Source organism: Streptomyces sp. NPDC060002 (assembly GCF_042737245.1).
In the GTDB taxonomy this organism is placed as follows: Bacteria; Actinomycetota; Actinomycetes; order Streptomycetales; family Streptomycetaceae; genus Streptomyces.
Window position 1 is genome coordinate 84,694 of sequence record NZ_JBHWUW010000003.1, and the last position, 22,367, is coordinate 107,060.

At 74.0% G+C, this 22,367-nt stretch carries 14 protein-coding genes; 2 read left to right on the forward strand and 12 right to left on the reverse strand.

Translation table 11 applies throughout. From position 1 onward, the window contains the following. Window positions 1-4: 4 nt before the first annotated feature. From ACFWBD_RS04390 to eccD, 8 genes are all read right to left on the reverse strand, one after another. Window positions 5-340 carry a hypothetical protein gene (locus ACFWBD_RS04390; protein ID WP_385662459.1) on the reverse strand — a complete coding sequence of 112 codons (336 nt, stop codon included), beginning with the start codon at window positions 338-340 and terminating at the stop codon, window positions 5-7. 55 nt (window positions 341-395) lie between these two features. Next, a complete protein-coding gene (locus ACFWBD_RS04395; protein WP_385662462.1) occupies window positions 396-842 on the reverse strand; it encodes a YbaB/EbfC family nucleoid-associated protein in 447 nt (148 codons plus the stop codon). A 35-nt stretch (window positions 843-877) separates the two neighbouring features. Further along, window positions 878-3,547, reverse strand: coding sequence for an AAWKG family protein (locus ACFWBD_RS04400; RefSeq protein ID WP_385662464.1), 2,670 nt, complete (start codon window positions 3,545-3,547; stop codon window positions 878-880). 29 nt (window positions 3,548-3,576) lie between these two features. Beyond that, window positions 3,577-4,008 carry a type VII secretion system-associated protein gene (locus tag ACFWBD_RS04405; RefSeq protein ID WP_385662467.1) on the reverse strand — a complete coding sequence of 144 codons (432 nt, stop codon included), beginning with the start codon at window positions 4,006-4,008 and terminating at the stop codon, window positions 3,577-3,579. A 140-nt stretch (window positions 4,009-4,148) separates the two neighbouring features. After that, window positions 4,149-4,454 carry a WXG100 family type VII secretion target gene (locus tag ACFWBD_RS04410; RefSeq protein WP_385662469.1) on the reverse strand — a complete coding sequence of 102 codons (306 nt, stop codon included), beginning with the start codon at window positions 4,452-4,454 and terminating at the stop codon, window positions 4,149-4,151. A gap of 70 nt (window positions 4,455-4,524) precedes the next feature. Continuing rightward, entirely contained in the window at window positions 4,525-4,869 is a 345-nt protein-coding gene (locus ACFWBD_RS04415) for a hypothetical protein (protein ID WP_385662471.1), read from the reverse strand. Window positions 4,870-5,004: 135 nt separating this feature from the next. Further along, entirely contained in the window at window positions 5,005-6,576 is a 1,572-nt protein-coding gene (gene eccB, locus ACFWBD_RS04420; protein WP_385662474.1) for a type VII secretion protein EccB, read from the reverse strand. Window positions 6,577-6,682: 106 nt separating this feature from the next. Continuing rightward, a complete protein-coding gene (eccD, locus tag ACFWBD_RS04425; protein ID WP_385662477.1) occupies window positions 6,683-8,077 on the reverse strand; it encodes a type VII secretion integral membrane protein EccD in 1,395 nt (464 codons plus the stop codon). A 642-nt stretch (window positions 8,078-8,719) separates the two neighbouring features. On the opposite strand from eccD, the gene eccCa reads away from it, so the two are divergent. Continuing rightward, entirely contained in the window at window positions 8,720-12,706 is a 3,987-nt protein-coding gene (gene eccCa / locus ACFWBD_RS04430; protein ID WP_385662480.1) for a type VII secretion protein EccCa, read from the forward strand. A gap of 100 nt (window positions 12,707-12,806) precedes the next feature. Here the strand turns inward: eccCa and ACFWBD_RS04435 are convergent, their stop codons facing one another. The 4 genes from ACFWBD_RS04435 to ACFWBD_RS04450 form a co-directional block, all read right to left on the reverse strand. Continuing rightward, on the reverse strand, window positions 12,807-14,081 hold the full coding sequence (locus ACFWBD_RS04435) for a S8 family serine peptidase (protein WP_385662483.1): 1,275 nt from the start codon (window positions 14,079-14,081) through the stop codon (window positions 12,807-12,809). A 51-nt stretch (window positions 14,082-14,132) separates the two neighbouring features. Further along, a complete protein-coding gene (locus ACFWBD_RS04440; protein WP_385662486.1) occupies window positions 14,133-16,535 on the reverse strand; it encodes a BTAD domain-containing putative transcriptional regulator in 2,403 nt (800 codons plus the stop codon). Between the two features lie 10 nt (window positions 16,536-16,545). Continuing rightward, window positions 16,546-18,045, reverse strand: a complete 1,500-nt coding sequence (locus ACFWBD_RS04445) for a ricin-type beta-trefoil lectin domain protein (RefSeq protein ID WP_385662488.1) — start codon at window positions 18,043-18,045, stop codon at window positions 16,546-16,548. 222 nt (window positions 18,046-18,267) lie between these two features. Beyond that, a complete protein-coding gene (locus ACFWBD_RS04450) occupies window positions 18,268-21,405 on the reverse strand; it encodes a BTAD domain-containing putative transcriptional regulator (protein WP_385662491.1) in 3,138 nt (1,045 codons plus the stop codon). A gap of 547 nt (window positions 21,406-21,952) precedes the next feature. Here ACFWBD_RS04450 and ACFWBD_RS04455 point away from each other — a divergent pair. After that, window positions 21,953-22,363: a DUF6924 domain-containing protein gene (locus ACFWBD_RS04455; RefSeq protein ID WP_385662494.1), complete on the forward strand. Its 411-nt coding sequence runs from the start codon at window positions 21,953-21,955 to the stop codon at window positions 22,361-22,363. Window positions 22,364-22,367: the final 4 nt, after the last annotated feature.

Below are 22,367 nucleotides of genomic sequence, written 5' to 3' on the forward strand. Positions count from 1 at the left end.
GCTCTCAGTGCCTGCCGTACTGGGCCTCTTCGGCCGCGATGCCGTCGTACGCCTCGTTCTGTGCGCGCTCGACGTGCTTCGCGGTGCCGGCCGTGTTGCCGACGACGGAGACGATGGCCTCGGTGACCTGCCGGCCGGAGTCGAGGGTCTGCCGGTAGTTGCGCTTGATCTGCGGGCCGACCTGCCCGGCGTAGTCGTCGTCGACGCCCGCCCAGCCGGTGAGCGTGTTCCGGTAGTGCTCAAGGTCGTTGACCAGGGCATTGGCGTGGTCGGCGATGTCCGCCAGCACCTGGGCGCCCCTGCGGGTCAGATAGGGGTTGGCTTCGAACGAACTCGCCATGGCGGTTCTCCTCGTTCCTCGGGACTTCACGGTGTGCCGGGCTTCCCGGTCCGCTTCACGGCTGGGCCGGGTCCTCCACGATCTCGTCGCGCAGCCTGCTGTCCTGCTTCTTCCCGGCCGCGTGGCCGTCCTCCTCGGTGGCGGAGCCGAACAGCCGGTCCCAGTCGATCTCCGCGCCCGGCATCCCCGGGAGCCGGGGGACGCTCTCGGAGATCGGCCGGTAGGTGTCGACCACCTGGCGGGCCATCCGGGCGCGGGCCTGGCCGATCGTCTCCAGTAGTACGGCGGAGAGCTGGGCCGGGGCCATCGACCGGTACTTGCCGTCGTGGAACCGCAGGGCCCGCAGGTCTCCCTGGGCGCCCACGGTGACCTCCACCGAGCGGTCCTTGGACATCACGGTGACGGACGTCTCGCGCAGTCTCTGCTCGGCGTCGGCGACCGCCGCCCTGGTGGATTCCAGGGCCTGCACGGCCTTGGCGAGGCGTTCCTCTAGGGATTCCATGGTCTGTCTCCTTCCGTTCCGCGCTCGGTCGGCGCTCAGCCGTCGCGGCCCAGGACCGCGGGTGCGGCGGCCTCGTCGGTCCCCCAGATCTCCTCGTCCTCGGACAGCCAGGTGGTCCGGGTGCGCTCCTCGCTCTGCGTGGACTGGCCGCCCTGTCCGGCGCCCGGGGGGAGGAACGGCATGCCCGAGCTGGTGGTGGCCCGCGCCGCGGTCTGTTCGGTGGTGCCGGCCGACCGGGCGGCGGAGGCGCGCGCGGTGCCGTTGACGGCGGCGTCGGTGTCGGAGTAGCCGGACCGGACGCGTTCGGCCGCGGTCATCTCGCCGTTGAGGCCGCCCATGCGGGAGGCGGCGGCCAGCGCTCCGGGGTTGAGACCGGACGATCCGGTGAGGCCGTCGCCGGACGAGACTCCGCCGCCGAGCGCGCCGGAGAGCGACGAGGTGTAGGGGACGTCGTCGTAGAGGAAGTCGCCGTCCTGTGTCGCGGTGGTGAGGGAGTCGGTGGTGGACGCGGTGCCGTTGAGGAGGTCGTCGAGCGCGCCGTTCAGACCGGTGCTGGTCGAGGTGCCGGAACTGTTGAGGCCGGCGCCGGAACTCGTCGACGTGCCCGAGCCGTCCGGGGACAGCGAGGAGGTGTCGACTCCGTCGGTGGCGGGAGCGTCGACGGTGTAGGTGCCGTCCGGTTCGAGGGTGCTGATCAGGCCGTCGGGGTATGTCGTGGTGATGCTGCCGTCGGAGTTGAGGGTGGTGGTGCTGCCGTCGGGGTTGGTGACGGTCTGGCCCGGCTTCAGGTCGAGGTCGCTGACTTCGCCGTTGGCGCCCTGGACGGTGTAGGAGCCGTCGGGGTCGAGGGTGGCCTCGCTGCCGTCCGGATAGGTGGTGGTCACGGAGCCGTCGGCGTTCTGCACGGAGGTGCTGCCGTCGGCGTTGACCAGGGTGGTCCGGCCGTCCGGGTCGGTGGTGAGGGTGCTGCCGTCCGGGTACTCGGTGACCTCGGTGCCGTCCGGGCTGGTGGTCGTCGTACCGCCGTCGGGGTTGGTGACGGTGATGCTGCCGTCCGAGTTGATCTTCGTGGTGCCGGAGCCGGACGAACCGATGCCGTTGAGGGCGTTGTTGAGCAGTGAGGTGTAGGTGGGCGAGGTGCCGAGGCCGCTGCCGCTGTCGGTTCCCGTCCCGTCGCCCGACAGGCCGCCGGTGCCGAGGATGTCGTTGAGATCGCTGTTGAGGCCGGTGCCGATGCTGCCGCCGCCGCTGTCGGTGCTGCCCGAACTTCCCCCGGACAGGATCTCGTTGAGCGCGTCGTTCGTGGAGGAGCCCATGCCGTTCAGCGCGTCGTCGGTGGACGAGGCGATGTCGTTGAGGGCGTTGTTGACGGAGGAGTTCTGGTTGTTCAGCATGTCCGCGATGTCGCCGACATCGAAGGTCGAGTCGCTGTCGCCGTCGTTGCCGCTGCTGCTGCTGCTGCCCGTCGTGGTGAGGGTGGCGGAGGGCGCCTGCTCGAAGCCGTACGCGGGGTCCCAGTCGGTGTTCATCAGTTTCGACCAGGTGCCGCTGAGGGTCGTCGTCGCGGTGTCGGCCGCGGGGTCCAGATGAGCGGTGATGCCGTTGTTCCAGCGGGCCACCGCCTCCTGGCCGATCTTCGCCCAGTTGGCGGGGTCGGTGAGGCTGCCGTACGCCGGTACGTTCTCCTTGAACCCCTCCACGAGGTCGTACCAGTACTCGGTGCCGCCGTAGGAGGTGCCGTAGGTGTTGGAGTGGGTGACCACCTTGCCGGCGTTGTTGGTGTCGAGCCACTGTTTGATCTCGTTGAGGACGTCACGCACCACGTCCTCCGCGTTCCAGTGGCCCGCGGGAGTGCTGGCGGAGCCGTCCGGCGCCTTTCCGGTGACGGTGCCGTTCTGGTCGCCGTGCCACTTGGTCCAGGCGTCCCTGAGCGTCTTGACGGCCGCACTCAGACCGTGCTCCGCCTCGATCAGTCCGTTGCCCTGGAAGGTCTTGCTGACATAGCTGTCCACCACGCTCGCGCTCTGGCTGCTGAAGCCGTGGGGCGCCAGTTGCTCGTGGTAGTGCTTGTACTGCTTGCGCAGGGTGTCGAGGAGGTTGACGAAGACACCGGCCGCGTTGCCCTGCCAGGCCGCGTTGTCCCGTCCCATGGCACTGACCCAGCCGTCGAGCCGGGTCTCGTGCTCCTCGAAGAACAGTTTCGCCCGGTCGAGGGACTTGGCCCGGTAGGAGAAGGTGCCCAGGTCGACGGAGTCGGTCTCCGTCACGGCCAGTCCGTCGAAGGAGAAGCCGGTGGTCTTCCAGGGGGATGCCTGGAGCTGGCCCAGGGCCGACGCGACGCCGTTGGCGTACTTGTGGAAGTTGGTCCCGCTCACTCCGCTGCCGGTCTGCCACGCGTAAGTGATCTTCGCGACGTACAGGTTGAGGGCCCTGGCGTTCTCCATCGGGCCCGCGTCGCCGGTGCCCGCGAAGAACAGCACGTAGTTCCCGCCGAGCGCGGCCAGCCGCTGCGCGAGGGCCGTCGCGTCGGTCTTCCCGACGTTGGAGATGGTCACGGAGAACCAGGGGGTGTCGACGGCGTCGTCGCCGCTGCCGTCACTCCGGTTCGACTTGCCCTGGAGGTCGCTGGTGACGGAGCCTCTGGCCGGAACCTTCCATCCGGTCATCAGGTAGACCGCCTGCTCCCACTTGCCTTCGTCTGCCATGGTGCTGGGAACTCCTGGTGGGTGGGGGGTCAGGCGAGGCTGGTGCCGCCGAGGTCCTGACCGACGTCGGCCATGGACGAGATGAACCGGTCGGTGGCGACGGCCTGCAACGAGGCCCCGGAGGCGTTGAGCAGGGTCGTCACGGTGTCCCTGAGGTCCCGCTCCATGTCGTTGCAGAGCTTCTTCTGCTTGACGAAGACCTGGTCGACGTTCTTCATCAGCGCGACCGTGTTGGTGCGCAGGGCGTCACCGTGCACCGTGCCGGCGGTCCCCATGGGGCCGATGGCGAGCTGCTTGTCGGGGGTGGCGCTGAGCGCCGAGTGGATGGTGAACAGCGACTCGACGGGCGGCTGGTCGGCCGTGTCGTTGCGGATCTTCGTGAGGTCTCCGCTGAAGGTCGTCAGTTCGTGGTCGACGAACGAGGTCAGCTGGCTCGCGTCGAGGTGCGTGAGGTCTGCCATGTCACGTCTTCCCTCCGGTCTCTTGACGGGTCTCTTGACGGGTCTCTTGATGCGCCGATGGTGGTCGGGACGCGTCGCCGGACGGCCGTGCGCACAGCGGTCGTGCGACACGACCGCCGGCGGTGCGGCCCGGCCCGCGGTCAGGACAGCTCGCTCCACATCTGGGTGAGGCTGTTCTCGGTCTGCCGGTAGTTGTTCGACACCTCACCGAGCAGGGTGGCGTGGGACATCAGCAGCTGCTCCATCGCGATGACCGCGTTGTTCCAGTCCCGCTGCGCGTCCGTGTAGGCCTGGGCGTCGGAGCCCAGCCAGGTGGCCTTCAGCTCACCCAGCTCGGCTTCCAGGTTGTCCAGCGTGGTCTCGATGGCCCTGGTCTGCTGGATCAGGTCCTCCACGCCCTGCTCGACGTGGTTGTACTCGACGTGGATGACACCGTCGGCACTCATGGCAACTCCTCGGGTCGTAAAGGTGGTTTCCCGGTCGGACTGTCGGCCGGTCGGCCTGATGACCGGTCGGTCAGCCGGTCAGCTGGCTGTAGGCGGAGTCCGACGTGCTCTGCGAGGTGCGCACCATGTCGGTGTTGGCCGACTGGGTGGAGGTGTGGTGCCGCATCGTCGTGTTCAGGTTGTGGATCAGGCCCTGCAGCTTGTTGAGGATGATCTGCGCCTGGGCGTCCCACTGCTGGAGCAGCTTCTGGAACTCCCGGCCGTCCTCGGAGGCGGAGCTGTAACTGGTGGCCAGGCCGCCCGCGGTGGTGTCCACGTCGGTCTTGCAGCGCTGGATGCCCGCGTGGGCGCTGGTGAGGGCGTTGATGCCGAGGAGCGTCGACGATTGCGACGACTGCTGGATCGGTGTGCTCACGGGTTACCTCGTTCCACTGGGTGCGGTCGGATGCTGTCGCGGTCCTGATGTCTCCCGGCCCCGCCTCTGCGAGGCGGTCCGGGACGGGCTGGGAAGGGCTGGGAAGGGCTGGGGTCGCTCGGGGGCCGCTCCGGGTCACTCCTGCCTGCCCGCGGCGAGGCCGGGCACCGGGCCGGCCGCGGGACCGGTGGGGGCGCCGTCGGCGGGTCCCTGCGGCGTCCCGGCTGAGCCGTCGCGTGCCGGGACGCCGGAGCAGCCCCCGGTCGGCGTGGTGCGTGCGGCGACGGCACCGGAGGCCGCGTCGGGATCCAGGTCGGGGCCGGTCGGGAGCATCTCCAGGAGCGTCGAGGGCAGGGCCGCCGGTTCCGTCCCGCCGTAGCCGAGATCCGCGACGGCCTGCCCCGAGGGCATGCGGTACTTCACTCCCGTGTCGGTCACCAGGTACGTGGTGTCCCCCAGTTCCCCGCCCCCCGCCCCGAGGGCGCGCACCACGGCTCCGGCGCCCGGCCGCGCCGCGATGGCGTCCACGGGGGAACAGGCGGCCTGCACCCCCTCGGGTGCCCCGGCGGGCGAGGCGTCCAGGGTGGAGACCACGGCGACGCTCGTCACCGGACCGCCGTCCGTGGGCTCCACGTTCACACAGAGGTCCTGCCGCCCGGCGGGCTCCACCAGCCGGGGCGGGCCCGAGGGCCACTGCGCGGAGCCGGTGTCCCCGGTGCCGGAGCGGGTCAGATGGGCGTCGAGGGTGTCGGTGGCCAGCGCCACCACGGCCGGCGGCTCACCGTCGTAACCGTCCTCCCTGGTACGGGGATCGCCCAGCACGAGCGCCGCCCGGGTGGCGTCGACGGGGCGCAGGCCCTGCGCGGTCAGCAGGTAGTACCGGACCGGGCCGTCCGGGACCTGCACGGTGAACACCTGGCCCACGCGGGTGGCGTGCCCGTCGAGCGACGGGCCCGCCGTGCCCCGTCCGGGCACGTCGAGGGGCGCCAGCTCGGGTCCCAGGGGAAGGCTGTTGAGGAACTCGGCCGAGACCGTCCGGGCGGTGGCGTCACCGTAGCCGAGGGCGCGCTGTGCCCCGTGCTCGGTGTCGAGCGGCAGCCGGCGCCCGTGCCAGACCAGGAACCGGTCACCGCCTGCGGAGGTGACCAGGAGGGCCTGTCCGGTGGTGAGCCCGTCGCCCTCGGGCGGCTCGGAGCCGATGACGAGGGTGGTGGTGGCCGGCCTTCTGCCGTCGTCGGCCGTGTAGATCCCGGAACACACCAGCCAGGGGCCCGCGTTGACGTCCGAGGCGGCGGGCAGGTCGTCCGGGGCGCCGGAGATGCCCACGGCGGTTCCGCGCGGGGTGCCGTCCAGGGAGGCGCCGGAGACCATGCGGGTGGCGAGGTCCGAGCCGCCGATCAGCCGCGCCGAGGCGTAGTTGCGGATCGGGTGCAGGACACCGTCCTGGTAGATGTACCGGGTGCCGGTGTCCTTGCGGACGATGACGGCGTCGGCGCTCTTCCAGGAGTCGTCGCCGCCGGGTGACAGCACCCCGAACAGAACACAGCCCGCAGCGCCCAGCGCGCCCAGCAACAGCCCCCAGGCGGCGCCGCGGCTGGTGCGGCCCATCGGGCTCTCCGACGCGTCCGGATCGGTGAGCAGCATGCCGGAGGTGAGGCGGCTCATCATGAAGACGTGCGCCTCGACCTGGTCGCGCTTGGACTGCACCGGGTCCTCCCTTCCCTCTCGTCTCTGGCTCTCTCGTCGTCACCTGCCGCGCGCACCGGGTGCATCGCGCGTGCCGGGGGGTGACCGCCCCGCGCGCTCCCGCCGGTCAGCCGAAGACGCCGCGCATCCGGCCGTAGACGCCGAGCACCCAGAGGACCAGCGGCAGCAGGGCGATCGCCGATGCCGAGTGCAGCAGTTCCGCGGCTCTCCCCCAGTGGGGGACGAGGCGGCGGCCCGGCAGCGCCCAGCACAGCGCGGCCAGCGCGGCGGCCAGGCCGGACAGCAGCACGACGAGCAGCAGCCGGTCCGCGGTCCCGGAGCGCAGGGCGAGGGACACGACCAGGACGGCCGCGCCCCACAGACCGGGCAGCAGCACCGACACGCGCTGGACGGCGTTGCCGATGCCCCGGCTGTGCAGGGTGAGCAGCAGGACGAGGACGAGGGTGGTGACGCGGGCCGGGGTGGCGGGCTCGCTGCCCAAGGCGGTGAGGGCGCCCGCGCAGATCACGCCCACCGCTCCGTACAGCGCGGTCATCCAGCCCTCGGCGAGGATCGTGCGGACGACGAGGCGCTCGCCGGGTTCGGGGTCGATGCCCTGCTGGAGTTCCCCGGCGTTGGTGGGCAGCGGAGGCATTCGGAGTCCCGCCAGCCAGAACGACACGGCCGGGACGCTCGCGCCGAGCAGGGTGGCGACGACGGCGACGAGCGCGGCGGCGTGCGCGGCCGGCAGTCCGGCGAGGACCATGAGCAGTCCGGCCAGCCAGACCGCGACCGCGACCACGGCCGAGGCGAGGAAGAAGCGGGCCGGGCCCGAGATCAGGATCAGGGCGAGTCCCGCGCCCGCCGCCGACGCCGCGGCGGCGGACAGCAGTCTGCTGCCGGTCGAGGCGGAGCCGTCCCCCGCGCCCAGCACGGGCAGCAGCCAGCCGGTGGCGCCCAGGCAGGGCCCGGCCATCAGGGCGAGCGCGGTGGCGGTGCCGTTGTCGGCCATGGCACGGCTGGCCGCGGCGGCCCCGGCGAGCAGGAACACGCCCATCAGCGCCGCCGTGGCCGCGCGTACGGCGACGGGGGCGCCGGGCAGCACGAGGATGGCCAGGGCGACGGCCACGGAGCACACCAGCAGGGTGCGCAGCAGCCAGCGGGTCGCGTCCTGGGACCACTGGCGGGGGCGCTCGCGCAGGGTGGCGGCCATGCCGTCCACCAGGTCGTCGAAGTGCGCCTCGGGCAGGGTCTCGACGCGCGGCCGCAGATAGAGGGTGTCGCCGTCGCGCAGTTCGAGGGACTGGGCGGTGGCCTCCAGGTCCAGCGGTGTGCCGCCGAGCCGCTGGAGCACCCAGCCGCCGTGTTCGAGTCCGGACTCCTCCAGGTCGTCGCCGGCGTAGCCGATGACGACGGGCAGCAGATCGGCGATCGGGACGTCCGAGGGCACGGCGAGATCGACGGACCGCTCGGACGTCCGTATGTTCACGCGGCAGAGACCGGCCAGCGCGTTGTCGCTCACGCTCCTGCCTTTCTTCTTCGGCTCTTCTTCAGCAACTCTTCGGCTCTTCGGGGCTCTTCGGGATTCTGCGAAGCCCTTTTCGGACTGCTCTGCTCGGACTGCTCTGCTCGGACCGCTCTGCTCGAAGCTCTTCGACGGCCCGTCGTGCGGGGGGCCCGGGCTTCGCGGGGAACGCGAAGGGATCCGGGCGGGGCGGGGGCGGGCAGGGACACTGACGACTGACGGTCCGGCCGTCGGCCCCGCAAGCACCGGGGCGATCGTAGGCAGGCGTGTGTGAGGGAAAACTGACCGGCGACGAGGGGCACCGCGCGCGGACCGTACGGCCGTACCGGCACCGCGGCGGGGCCCCCGGAGCCCGCCACGGCCGCCGTACTCCCCCTTCGCGGACGGACACTTTTTACGCACTCGGGGCCTCCTAGGATCCCGGGTGGGGTTCGTGGAGACGCTCCCGGCCGCGAGAGGCGGCCGGCGGGGCGAGGGCCGGGCGGCGGGGCGAGGGCCGGGCGGCGGGGCGAGGGCCGGGCGGCGATTCGCCCGGTGTCCGCCCGGTGTCCGCCCCGCATCCGCCGTACTCCGTCCGCGGGCGGGAGCACGTGGACGGAACCGAACCCTGCGGACCCCCACCGAAGGAGCGTCATCCCGTTGTCCGTTGAACTCTTCCGCAGGCCGGCCCGGCGCCGCGGTCCCGACATGCCCCAGGGCGAACTGGCGCTCCAGGAACCGCCCACCCTGCCGGAGACGCAGGCGGATTCGTCCGCCGTCTGGACCTTCCTGCCCATGGGCATGATGTCCGCGTCGATGCTGGTGATGTTCCTGCGGCCGGGCGAGAACTCCGTCCTCGGCTATATCGCCATGGGCATGATGATGCTGTCCATGGTGGCCATGCTGGTCGGCCAGATGATGCGCGGCCGGGGTGAGCGCAAGCGCCGCACGAAGGGTGAACGGCGGGACTATCTGCGGTACTTGGCGCAGGTGCGCAAGAAGGTCCGACGTGCGGTGACCGAGCAGCGGGAGGCCCTGGTGTGGCGCCATCCCGACCCCGCCGTGCTCTGGTCGATGGTGCGCACCACCCGGCTGTGGGAACGCCGCCCCGCCGACGACGACTTCGCCGAGGTGCGGATCGCCGTGGGCGACCAGCGGCTCGGGGTGCGGCTGAGCCCGGTCTCCACGAAGCCCGTGGAGGACCTGGAGCCGCTGAGCGCGCACGCCCTGCGAAGGTTCATCCGCGCCTACTCGACCGTCCCCGACCAGCCCGTCGCGGTCTATCTGCGGGCCTGGTCGAAGGTGCTGACCCGGGGCGACGAACACCGGATCCGGTCGGCCGCCCGCGCCCTGGTGGCCCAGCTCGCCGCGTTCCACGCCCCGGAGGACCTGTGGGTGGCCCTGTGCGTGTCCGACGAGCGGCGGGCCGACTGGGAGTGGCTGAAGTGGCTGCCGCACTCCCAGCACCGGCACGATCGTGACGGCGCCGGACCGGCCCGCCTCGTCGCGCCGTCGGTCACCGAACTGGAGAACCTGCTCGGCGCCGAGTTCCAGGAGCGGCCCGCCTTCGACCCGGACGCGGTGCCGGGGCGCGAGGAACCGTTCACCGTGATCGTCGTGGACGGCGGCCGGATGCCGGCCGGGCACCGGCTGGACGGACAGGGCTTCCGCAACAGTGTCACCGTCGACCTGTCGGGTGCGCTGACCTGGCGGCCCGGCCGCACGACGCTGCGCCTGGACTTCACCGACCCCGAGCTGCGCCTGGTGCGGACCGACCGCAGCCGCCAGGAGCAGACCACCACGCTCGGCCGCCCCGACCGGATGGGTCCGGCGGCGGCCCGGACGCTGGCCGCGCTGCTCGCCCCGTACCGGCTGAGTCTGGCCACCGACAGCACGGAACCGCTCGCCTCCGACATCCAGCTGACCTCACTGCTCGGCATTCCCGACCTGCACCGGCACGATCCGGCGGGCTACTGGGCCGCCCGTACCGGGGCCGCCGAGCGGCTGCGGGTGCCGATCGCGGTCGGCGCGGACGGGGCGCCCGTCGAACTCGACATCAAGGAGTCGGCGCAGGGCGGCATGGGCCCGCACGGCATGCTCATCGGCGCCACCGGCTCCGGCAAGAGCGAACTGCTGCGCACCCTCGTCCTCGGTCTGGCGCTGACCCACTCCTCGCAGACCCTGAACTTCGTGCTCGTCGACTTCAAGGGCGGCGCGACCTTCCTGGGCCTGGAGGAACTCCCGCACACCTCGGCGGTGATCACCAACCTGGCGGACGAGGTCGCGCTCGTCTCCCGTATGCAGGACGCCCTGCACGGCGAACTGATCCGCCGTCAGGAACTGCTGCGGGCCGCGGGCAACCACACCTCGGCCCTGGAGTACGAGAAGGCGCGTGCCGCGGGCGCCCCGCTGGAGCCGCTGCCGAGCCTGTTCGTCGTCGTGGACGAGTTCAGCGAACTGCTGGCGGCGCACAGCGAGTTCATGGAGCTGTTCGTCATGATCGGCCGTCTCGGGCGGTCCCTGGGGGTCCATCTGCTGCTGGCCTCCCAGCGTCTGGACGAGGGCAGGATGCACCAGCTGGAGAGCCACCTCTCCTACCGCATCGGTCTGCGCACCTTCTCCGCCATGGAGAGCCGGGGTGTGCTCGGCGTGCCCGACGCCTATCAGCTTCCCTCCCAGCCGGGCAGCGGCTATCTCAAGAGCGGGGTGGAGGCGCTGACCCGGTTCCGGGCCGCGTACGTCTCCGGGACCTACCGGCGTCGGCGCGGCGCCCTGGCCCGTGCGCAGGTGGCCGGGCAGGTCACCCCCTGGAGCGTCGGCTGGATCGCGCCGCGGCAGCTGCCCGAGTCGGTGGTGCGGGCGGAGGCGGAGGCCGCAGCCGCGGAGGAGGCGAGCGCTCAGAGCCTGCTCGCCACGGCCGTGGACCGGCTGCGCGACTCGGGTCCCGCGGCCCGCCAGGTGTGGCTGCCGCCGCTCGGACAGCCGCCGACCCTGGACCGGTTGCTGCCGCCGACGGCGCCGGACGCCGAGCGCGGTCTGACGGTCCCGGCCGGCGGGTCCGGGACGTCGGCGGTGGCGCGGGGCGGTCTGCGGGTCCCGATCGGCATCGTGGACCGGCCGTTCGAGCAGCGCCGGGACCCCCTCGTGGTGGATCTGTCCGGGGCGGGTGGCCATGTGGCGATCGCGGGCGGCCCCCAGAGCGGCAAGTCGACCTTGGTACGCACTCTGATCACCGCCCTCGCCCTCACCCACACCCCCCGCGAAGTGCAGTTCTACTGCCTGGACTTCGGCGGCGGCAGCCTGACCGGGCTCACCGGGCTGCCCCATGTCGGCGGTGTTGCGGCCCATGTCGACGGGGAGCGGATCGGCCGGACCGTCGCGGCGGTGGCCTCGCTGCTGGCCGAACGCGAACGGTTCTTCCTGGAGCACGGCATCGACTCCATGGCGACGTACCGCAAACGGCGGGCGGCCGGGGAGTTCCCCGACGAGCCGTACGGCGACGTGTTCCTGGTCGTGGACGGCTGGGGCACCCTGCGGCAGGACTTCCTCGACCATGTGACCACCCTGTCGCAGTTCGCCCTGCGCGGCCTGAACTACGGTGTGCACCTCGTCGTCACCACCACCCGGTGGGTCGAACTCGCCGCTCAGGTCAGGGATCAGGTGGGCACCCGTCTGGAGCTGAAGATGGGCGACCCGATGGAGTCGGTGATCGACATCCGGCGGGCCCGCTCGGTGCCCCGGGTCCCGGGCCGCGGTCTGACCCCCGAGACCAAGCTGCACTTCCTCGCCGCGCTGCCGCGGCTGGACGGCGTGCAGGACCAGGAGGACCTGGCGGAGGGCGTCGCGCAGGTCGTCGGGTCCGTCGCCGAGCACTGGGCGGGGCCCCCGGCGCCTCCCGTGCGGATGCTGCCGGTACGGCTCTCCGCCGCCGGCCTGCCGCCCGCCGAGGGCGATCTGCGCGTCGCGCTCGGCGTGGAGGAGGACAAGCTGGCCCCGGCCTGGCACGACTTCTCCGAACACCCCCATCTGGTCGTCGTCGGTGACGCCGAGACCGGCAAGACCAATCTGCTCCGGCTGGTCGCGAAGGGCATCATCGAGCGCTACACCCCCGCCGAGGCGCGGGTCCTCGTCGTCGACTACCGCCGGGAACTCGTCGAGGCGGTGCCGGAGGAGTACCGGCTCGGCCACGCGGTCTCCGTGGACCAGTTGCGGGAACTGTCCGACGGTGCGGCCCGCGCGCTGCGCACCCGGATGCCGGGTCCGGACATCGCGCCGTCCCGGATGCGGCTGCGGGACTGGTGGCAGGGGCCGACCCTGTTCGTCCTCGTCGACGACTACGACCTGATCAACGCGCCTCTCGGGCGCAGCCCGTTCGAACCGCTGCTGGACTTCCTGGCGCTCGGCTACGAGGTCGGTCTCCATCTGGTGGTGACGCGTTCCGCCGCGGGCGCCGGACGTGGCCTGGGCGACCCGGTCCTGCGCCGGATGCTGGACATCAACACCCCGGGCCTGCTGATGTCCTGCCCGCCGTCCGAGGGGTATCTGTTCGGCAGCGTCAAGCCCCGTGTCCTGGTGCCGGGCCGGGCGCTGCGCATCACCCGCCGCAAGACGTTCCAGGTGCAGACGGCTCTGCTGGACGAGGACTGACACCACGGAGGGGCCCGGCCCACGGGCCGGGCCCCTCCGCGCTCGACGGTTCCTCCGTCGCGGGCGCCCCACGCGAGGGCCCCTTCCGCCCGGGTCGCGTTCAGGTCTCCGCGGCGCCGTCGCGGCGGCCGCGCCGGGCGCGGATCACGCCCCGCGCGGCCGCCGCCGTCAGCAGCGTCAGCAGGCACACCGAGCCCACCGCCACGGCGATCCGGCGCGGGCCCGGGTCGTCGGCGGGCAGCGACAGCACCACCCGCTCCGCCGGCGCCCGCCGCGGCGCGGCGGTCCCTCCGTCGTGCGGTACGACGGTGAGGGAGGCGTAGGTGTCCAGGCGCGGCACGTCCGCCGGGTACGCGGTGCCGGTCAGCCGGCGCGCGGTCTGCTCGGCGCTCAGGTCCGGGTACCGCGACCGGACGAGCGCGGCGGCCCCGGCGACGTGGGCGGTGGCGAAGGAGGCGCCGGTGCCGGTGAAGTTGCCGGTCCCGCGCGGGCCGGTGCCGACGACCTTGTCGCCCGGTGCGGCCAGGTCGGCCCGGACCGGCTCCGGCGCCCCGTCGGGGCGGCCGCCGTCGGGGCCGAAGTCCAGGACGGACAGCACGCCCTCGTCCGACGCGGGCCAGTAGCGCGCGGCCTGGGCGGCCCGCGTCGTGGCGCCGGACGCGCCGGTGGAGTCCCCCGTGGCGTCCGGCACGGCCGCGGCGACCACCAGGCAGTCCCGGGCGACGGCGTAACGGACCGCCGCACTCAGCGCCTTGCTGCCCCGGGACAGCGCCAGCGGGACCGCGACGACCCGGGCTCGGGCGTCGGCGGCCGCACGGATGCCGGCGGCGACGCTCGCGGCGTCGGCCAGACCGCGGGCGTCGGTGCCGCGTACGGCGAGGACGCGGGCGTCGGGGGCCAGTCCGCCGAAGTCGGCGCCGGTCCCGCCGTACTCCGCGGCGATGAGCCCCGCGACGAAGCTGCCGTGTCCGACACAGTCCTCGGCGGCGTCGCCCACCGCCTCGACCCGGCCCTCGAGGCCGTGGGTCCCCGGTGCGACGCCCGTGTCGACGACGGCGACGGTGACTCCCGCGCCCCGGGAGTAGGTCCGGGCACCGGACAGTCCGAGCACGGCGTGCGTCCACGGGACGACCGTCATCGTGGTCGGCGACGGCCGGGTGCAGGCGGCGCCGGTACCGAGGGAGCCGGGGATGACGGGCAGCCGTACGGTCGAGCCGGTCGCGGCCGGGGCCGGTGACGCGTCGTCGGCCAGCGCGACCGGCGCGGGACAGACGGTGAGCGCGAGGGCGCACAGTCCGGCGGGGACGGCGTACCGGGTGCGGCGGGGGGACGGGGCGGGCCGGGCCGTCCTGCGCGACGGCCGGGAGAAAGGCATGTGCGGTCCAGTCCTTCGGTGGTGGGGCGGCCGCCGGTCGGGGCGAGCCGGTCAGAGCGAGAACATCTCCGGCTCCACGGGGAGGAAGGGGCCGGTGCCCGGCAGCCGGGCCGGTGCGTCGGCGGACCCGTCGCCGTGGAGCCAAGGGGTCCGCGGCCCGTCGTCCGGGAGCGCGTGGCGGACGAGGTGGCCGAGCAGACGGCGCACGGCGGCGGCGCGTGTCGGCGGGCCGTCGGTCGTGTGCACCAGTTCGTGGGCGTACGAGCGTTCCAGGGGCCGCAGGGTGAAGCGGCCGGGCGCGCGCTCGTCCAGGAGGTGCACTCCGGTGAGCGCGGACAGCAGGACGCGGGCCCGCCGGGGGCCGGTGCCGGCCAGGGCGGCGGCCTCCGCGACGCCCGTCTCGGGCTCCGGGTGCAGGGCGAGCAGCCGGAACAGCCGGGCGGCGTCGGGGTCGAGCGTCCGGTAGGAGCCGTACAGACTGCGCCGTACGGTGGTCCGGTCACTCTCCCCCGGAATGCCGGACGGTACGGGCGACGCCGCCGGTTCCCGCGGGGTGTCCGTGAGCCGGCCGGCCGCCAGGTGGAGGGCGAACGGCAGTCCGGCGCAGTGTTCCACGAGCCGTTCGGTCCGTTCGGGGTCGGCGGCGAGCCGGTCGGGACCGAGGCGTGTCGCCAGGAGTTCCCGGGACTCCTCGGGGGTGAGCGGGCCCAGGACGACGCGGTGGGCGCCCTCCGCGGCGACCAGGCCGGAAAGCTGGTCGCGGCTGGTCACCAGAACCATGCAGCCGGGCGTGGCGGGCAGCAGCGGCCGGATCTGCGCGGTGTCGCGGGCGTCGTCGAGCAGCAGCAGGAAGCGTCGCCGGGAGAGCACACTGCGCCACAGGGCGGTGTGCGCGTCCACGTCGTAGGGGTCGGCGGGCAGCCGGTCCGGGGGGACGTCCAGGGCCGTGAGGAGACCGCGGATCGCCTCGCCCGGCGCGACCGGCGCGGCGGACGGGTCGTAGCCCCGCAGGGCGATGCGGATCAGCCCGTCGGGGAACCGGTCGGCCAGGCGGCGGACGGTCTCGGCCGCGAGGGCGGTCTTGCCGGACCCGGCCGGGCCGCAGACGGCGGCGAGTTTCACGGTCTCGTCCCCATGCCGGGCGGCCCCGGCCGCAGCCTCGGCGAGCAGCCTTGCCGTCTCGGTCCGGCGCCCGACGAACGCGTGCGGGGGCGCGGGCGCGTCCCCGCCGAACGTGAGCGGCCGGCGCCCCTCGTCATGGCTCCGGATCGGGTCGCCGCCGGGACCTTGCGGGCAGGGCGGGGTGCCGTCCGTGGGCGGGGCGGCCGACGGTCGCGCCGTGGGCCCCCCCGGCACGAGCCACGGCCCGCCGGTGCGGCCCGGTGCCGGGGCGGGCCGGGGTGCCGTCGGCGTGGAACCGCCTTCGCCGCGCGGCACCGGAGCGGCCCGCCGGTGCTCCGGCCCCTCGGGGTGCTCGGAGCGCTCCGGGTGCCGCGCGTGTTCCGAGTGCCGCGGATGCTCCGGGTGCTTCGGTGACCCCGGGCGCTCCGGGTGTGTCGGGTGCTCCGGGTGCTTCGGTGACCCCGGGCGCTCCGGGTGTGTCGGGTGCTCCGGGTGCTCCGGGTGCTCCGGGTGCTTCGGCCGGACGCCGACAGGGGGGCCGTTCAGGTCGCCGCCGAGCACGCGCTCGTGCGCGGCGCGCAGTTCGGTGCCCGGGGTGACGCCCAGTTCCTCGGCGAGCCGCGTCCGGGCGCGGTGGCACACGTCGAGGGCCTCGGCCTGGTGGCCGGTGACGGCGAGCGCCAACGCCAGTTTCGCGTGGACCCCCTCGTCGAGGGGGTGGCGGGCGGCGCAGCGTTCGATCGCGGGGAGGACGCGGTCCGCCAGGCCGTCGCGCAGGGCCGTGTCCGCGGCCTCGCGGACGGCCGCCACGTACTCGTCGTCGAGGGCGGTGAAGATGCGGTGGGCGCGCGCGACGGCCGGGACTCCGGCGGCGACCGGCCCCCGCCACAGCGCGAAGGCGTCGTTGAACCGCTCCACGGCGTCCGCCGCGTTCCCCGCCCGAGCAGCCTCCTGGGCCCGCTCGCGCAGTCGGCGGAAGCGGGTCAGGTCGACGTCGTCCGCGTCGACGCGCAGCCGGTAGCCGCCGCTGACCCGGACCAGCCGCTGTCCCTCGGTGCGGTTGGGCAGCTCCGGCTCCAGGACCCGGCGGAGCATTCCGATGTGACGGTGGATCACGTTGGTCGCGCTCACCGGCTGCCCCTGGCCCCACAGCACGTCGGCGATCTCACCGACCGGGACGGGCCGTTTCACGCGGACCAGCAGCACCGCCAGGGTGGCGCGCTGCTGTGGAGGGCCGAGATCCAGCTCGGTGCCCTCGCGCCAGGCACGCATCGGCCCCAGCACGGAGAAGGACGGCGCCGTCGGGTCCTGGCGCGTCACCGGCTCTTCCATCGCACCGTCCTCACCCCAGGCGCCACTTCTGGTTCTGCGTCCCGGTGCACGTCCACAGCTGGAGCCGGGCGCCGTTGTCGGTCTGCTGGTCCTTGACGTCCACGCACTTGTCGGCCCGGACGTTGACCAGGTCCCCCGCGGAGCTGAGCCGGAACCGCTGGCCCGAGCCGGCGTCGCAGTTCGCGAGCCGGATCGCGGCGCCGTCGCTCACGGAGGCCGAGGCGACCTCCATGCACAGGCCGAGGGAGCGCACCGTGCCGTCCGAGTAGAGGGACCAGCGCTGCCACTTGGCGCCGGTGCAGTCCCAGATCTGAAGGGGCGTGCCGGCGTCGGCGGTGCCGTCGGTGACGTCCGCGCAGCGGCCGGAGGCCGAGCCGACGAGGGCGCCCGCCGACTGCGCGGACGGGGCCGCGGCGGCCTGTCCCGCGGACGGCGTCGAGGCCGTGGACTTCACCGGCCGGTCGGCGTCCGCAGCCGCTGCCGCCGCGGCACCCGCGGCGGCCTTGCCCGTGGCCGAGCCGGATCCGCTGTGGTGGGAGCCCTCCCCGGTCGTGGACCCGGACCCGTTCGCGGCGCTCCGCGGCGAGGCGGAGACGCCGGTGCCCGGCCGGGTGCCGGTGGTGGGCCGGGCGGAGGGAGCGGTGGAAGCGGCGGTGCCGGGGACACCGCCGGGTCCGTCCTCGCCGTCCTGCGAGAAGCCGCCGCGCGCGGACTGGACGGTGCCGGATGCGGACGAGTCGCCTCCGGAGCCGACCAGCAGGAAGGAGCTCCCCGCCACGAGCAGGGCCAGCAGGGAGACGCCGACGACCGACTCGCGGGAGATACGGCGGCCGCCGTGCTCGGCGTCACCGTCGTCGCCGTCCCGGCCGGTGTCCGAGGCGAGCACCACCGTCCGGGCGGTACCGGCGGCAGTGTCCTCGGCCGAGCCGCCCGGGACCTCGGGACGGCCTTCGGAACGCCCCTCCGAGGAGCCCTCGTCGGCGTCCGGCCCGGCGGCGCCCTCCCCCCGGCGCCCGGCGCCCGCTGCTGCGGCATCCGGTGCTCCGGCATCCGGTGCTCGGCCGTCCGGTGCTCCGCCGTCCGGTGCTCCGCCGTCCGGGGTCTCGGCGTCGATGTCCTCGTCGGCGGTGTCCTCGTCGGCGGCCGGCCGGAGGGACCCGCCCGCGGCCGTCACGGTGGTCACGGTGGTCACGGTGGTCACGGCACCCGACGTGACCGGAGTCGGCGCGGTGGTGCCGGGCACGGCCGGGGGTTCCTCTGCCGAGGTCTCTCCTGCCGGGGTCTCCTCGGCGGCTCCGGTGGCCGGTTCCGCGGGGACGGTCCGTCCGGCGCCCTCGGCCGGTCCGGGGGACCGGGTCCCGGCGCGGCCCCGTGCGAAGGCCGCGGCGGTCTCCGTGGATCCCCGCTCCGCGGCGCCGTCCGTCTCAGGCGGTTCCGCCGCCGCCACCGCGAGGGAGCTGGACGAGGAGGCCCTCGCGTCCCCGGGGCGTGGTGTTCCCCCGCGCGTCATAGTCCACTTCCCTGGATCAGGCCTGGATCAAGCGTGTGACCGGCTGTGCTCATACCCGTGCCCGCGCCCTGGCGCGGCGCCACGACCGTCCGCCGGGCGACCGGGCGACCGGGCGACGGTGGGGACCGTTCCCCCTCCGGCTCAGCGTAGGTCGGTCCAGTGACAGGAAACTGACCCTGCCGGAACGTACGGAACATCAGGTTCCGGCAGGTGTCGCGCCCGTCACGTGGGGGCGTCCGAGACCAGCCGCAGGGACGGGCGCGCCGGGGGCTCCGCGCCGGTGCCGTCCCGCGGGGGCAGGTCTCGGATCCTGTTCCGGAGCAGGGCGGCGGCCTCCCGCACCTCGGGGGTCTCGTGGTCCAGGGTGTCGCGTACGGCGAGCGCGCGCGCCCAGGCGGTCCGGGCGGCCCCCGGGTCGGCGGCGGCACGGTGCGCCTCTCCGATGCGGACCAGACAGCGGAACTCGTGGTGCCCGTCCCCGGCCGCCCGGTACAGCTTCAGGGCACGCTGGTAGGCGAGGAGCGCGCGGCGGTGACTGCCGAGTGCGTCGTGACAGCGGCCGAGCGCGCCGCGGACCGCGGCCTCGGCATGCGGCTCGGCGAGGCCGTGCAGGGCTTCGAGGGCCTGTCGGGTCACGGCGAACGCGTCGCGGTGCCGGCCCCGCAGGAGATGGATCCTGGCGAGCGCGAGGAGCGCGCCGGACTCGCCCACCCGGTCACCGGCGCCCCGGTACCGCTCCACGGCCCGCTCCGCGTGGCTGAGGGCCTCGTCGAGGCGGCCCTGCCCCGCGTGCAGCCGGCTGAGCCACCGGTGCACGTCGCCCTGTCCGGGCAGGTCGCCCAGTTCGCCGAAGAGTTCGTGGGCCCGGCGCAGATGGATGTGGGCGTCCTCCGTACGACCCAGGCGTCCGGTGAGTTCCCCGAGGGAGCTGTACGCGTGGGCGAGCGCTACCGGGTCGCACAGGTGCCGGGCCGAGTCGAGGGCGGCCAGCCGGGGCTCGACGACGTCGTGGCGCAGTCCCTGCTGGTCGAGGAGGAGTTCGACCAGCCGGGCGAGCCGCCAGGTGTGGTCGTGGAATCCGTGGCGCGAGGCCAGGCTCACCAGGCCGACCAGGCCTCGGATCTCCGCGCCGCACCAGGCGAGGGCCTGGGCGGCGCTGCCGTGCTCGATCGTGCTGACTCCGGGCAGGGCGGGCGGCGGTGCGGGGACGATCCGGTGCGGGGAGAGCCGGGCGAGGGCGTTGCGGGCCGTGTGCAGATGGTGGTCGAGCACCCGCCGCAGGGCCAGCCGTGACGCCTCCGCGTCGGGCTGGATGCCGTCCCGCGGCACACGGGGTTCACTGCCACGGCCGTCCGGCTCCCCGTCGGCGGCGGGGCCGGGTGCCGTGGTGGCGGTCTCGTGCTCGTCGGGGCGGGCGAGTTCGTGCGCATACGTCCCGACGAGCCGCGGCCGGTGGTACCGGTCGCCGAGCCGTTCCGTGAGCAGTCCCGCGCGGACGAGTTCGCCGAGCGGGTGCCGGACCCGCTCCACGGGCAGCGCGGCGGCACTCGCGGCGGCGGCCGTGGAGATCGTCGTGCCCGGACAAGCGGCGAGGAGCCGGAAGACGCGGGCCGCGTCCGAGGTGAGTGTGCGGCAGGAGGCGTCGAGGGCCGCCCGTACCTCGGGTACGGCGTCCAGTCCCCCGTTCGCCGAGCGGATTTCCTCGGCGAGCGCGGCGAGGGGAAAGGCCGGTCCGGCGGAGGCACGGGCCGCGGCGGCCGCCAGGGCCAGGGGCAGTCCCCCGGTCAGCACGGTGAGCGCACGGACGGCGTCCTCCTCGGCGGCCACCCTCTCGCCGCCGAGCCGGGCCGCGAGACAGTCGCGGGCCTCGTCGGCGTCGAAGGGAGCCAGGTCGAGGAAGCGGCTGTCCCGCTCGCCGCCCGCGATCTCGCGGAGCGGGGCCCGGCTGGTGACGACCGCGAGGCAGCCTGGGGCGTCGGGGAGGAGATCCCGTATCTGCGCGGCGTCACGGGCGTCGTCGAGGAAGACCAGGACCCGGCGGCCGGCCAGTGCCTCCCGGTAGCGCCGCGGCCGCTCGTCCCCGGGTATCCGCTCCGGCGGCAGGCCCAGCGCGCGCAGGAACCCGCACAGGATCACGACGGGGTCGGCCGGGGGCGCGCCGGGGGTGTGGCCGCGCAGGTTCGCGTAGAGCTGTCCGTCGGGGAAGCCGGGTGCCGCGCGGTGGGCCCAGCGGCCCGCCAGCGCGGTCTTGCCCACGCCCGGCGGCCCGCTGAGGACGATCACCGCCGCGGGTCCGTCCGCGGTGCCCGGCCCGGCCAGGAGCGCCAGTTCGCGCTTCCGACCGACGAACACCGGCAAACCCGGCGGGAGTTGGGCGGGAACGGAGTAGGCGACCGACGGCCGGCCGGCCGGGCGCGGGACGGTGGACGACGGGACGGGGCCCGCGTCGACGGACGTCGGCACGACCGTGGGCAGCAGGACGGACGTCGGCGCGGCGGGCGTCGGCGCGGCGGGCGTCGGCACGCCGGGCGTCGGCACGACGGACGTCGGCACGGCGGTGGGTGGGCCGAGCGCGTGCCGGGCGGCGGCGCGCAGTTCCTGGCCCGGTCCGATGCCCAGCTCGTCGGCGAGCCTGGCCTTCACCGCCCGGTAGGTCCGCAGCGCCTCCTGCACCCGGTCGGTGGCCATGAGGGCGTACAGCAGGCGGGCGTGCAGCGGCTCGTCGAGGGGCCGTTCGGCGGCGCAGCGGCGCAGCGGGCCGAGCAGTTCGCCCGCGAGGCCGCAGTGCAGGGCGGCGTCGGCGGCCTCCTTGACCACGGCGTGGTGCTCCCGGTCCAGCGCCTTGAAGGCGGGGGCGGTGTGCATGAACGGCGGCAGCCCGTCGAGCGGGTGGCCGGTCCAGAGGGCCAGTGCCTCGACGTACATCGCCACGCTCCGCCGGGTGGCGCCGTCGTCCCGCACCCGCCGGGCCTCCTGGGCCAGCTGACGGAAGCGCAGCAGGTCGAGGGAGTCCGCCTCGGCCTCGATGCGGTAGCCGCCGGCTCCGCGCAGGAGCCAGCCGCCGGCCGCCCGCGCGGGGAGGTCGGGTTCCAGGGTGCGGCGCAGCAGGCCGATGTGCCGGTAGACCAGGGTGAGGGCGCTGACGGGCGGTTCCTCGCCCCACAGGGCGTCGACGATCTGCTCGACCTCCAGCGGCTGCCCGGGGCGGGCGAGCAGCAGGGCCAGCAGTCCGCGCTGCTGGGGCGGGCCGAGTTCCAGGGCGGTTCCGTCGCGCGAGGCGCGGACGGGCCCGAGAACCGAGAACCACAGCTTGCCCCGCCCGGGTGTGGTCCCGCTGTCCTTGGTGACACCCGTCGGCATGTCTCTCGCCTTCCCCGTTCCGGCACCGACGTCGTCCACGATCGCCCCGCACCCTGAGCTCACTTGCGATCCGGACGCTAGAGCGGGTCACTTGGAGTTGACTTGGAACTGACCTGGTGGGGGGTGGGCCGGATGTCGTTTCCCGCCTGCCCAGGAGTCCGAGCGCCGGCCGTCGGACACCCGCGGCATGTTCCGGCCCTCGGACACTCGCGGCATGTTCCCCGACGTCCCGCGTCTTGGTGCCCTCTTGGGGCGTGTGTCGGCGTGGTGCCGGGGGCCGGCGGGACGTGGCCCGCCGTCAGACGATGAAGAGCCGCCGCCGTTCGCGCTCAACGGCGAGTTCCGCCTGTGCGCGGCGCGCGTCCGCCACGAGGTGAGGGGCGTTCCAGGCCTGGGCGACGCGTTCCGCACGGGCAGGACTTTGTGCGTGGGAAGTGACCGCGGCACACGGCCCGGCAGCACCTCACCGCTCGCGTACTCTGCCCGTCGACGTCCGCGCCGACACGCTCGCGCGTTCACACCGTTCCCCGTCCCGAGGATCCCAGTCATGCCCAAGCTCCTGTCGCCCCACGCTCACACGACTCCCCTGGTACGCACCTGCTTCTCCGACGAGCAGTCGTGGCAGGCACTGCTCGTCGAAGTCTCCACACCCACCGAGGAGGACTTTCTGGCGAACCTCGACATCGTCGATGACATCGCCTACCGAGGGCTGTCCGCCGAGCGCATGGCGAGCCTCACGCCACCGGATGTGAAACTCGTGGTGCTCGCCGACGAAGCCGCACTCGCCGTGCCCGAGAGGCCTCTTCTCGTCATCCGTACGGGCACCGGTCCGTACGCCGAACTGCGTGTGATCGCAGCGGAGTTGTGGTCCATCGAGAACAACATCACCTGGGCCAACATGGACTGGGCCGAGTTCACCGACGCCGCGGACGAGGACGGGGTGTTCCGCGGGTTCTGAGGCG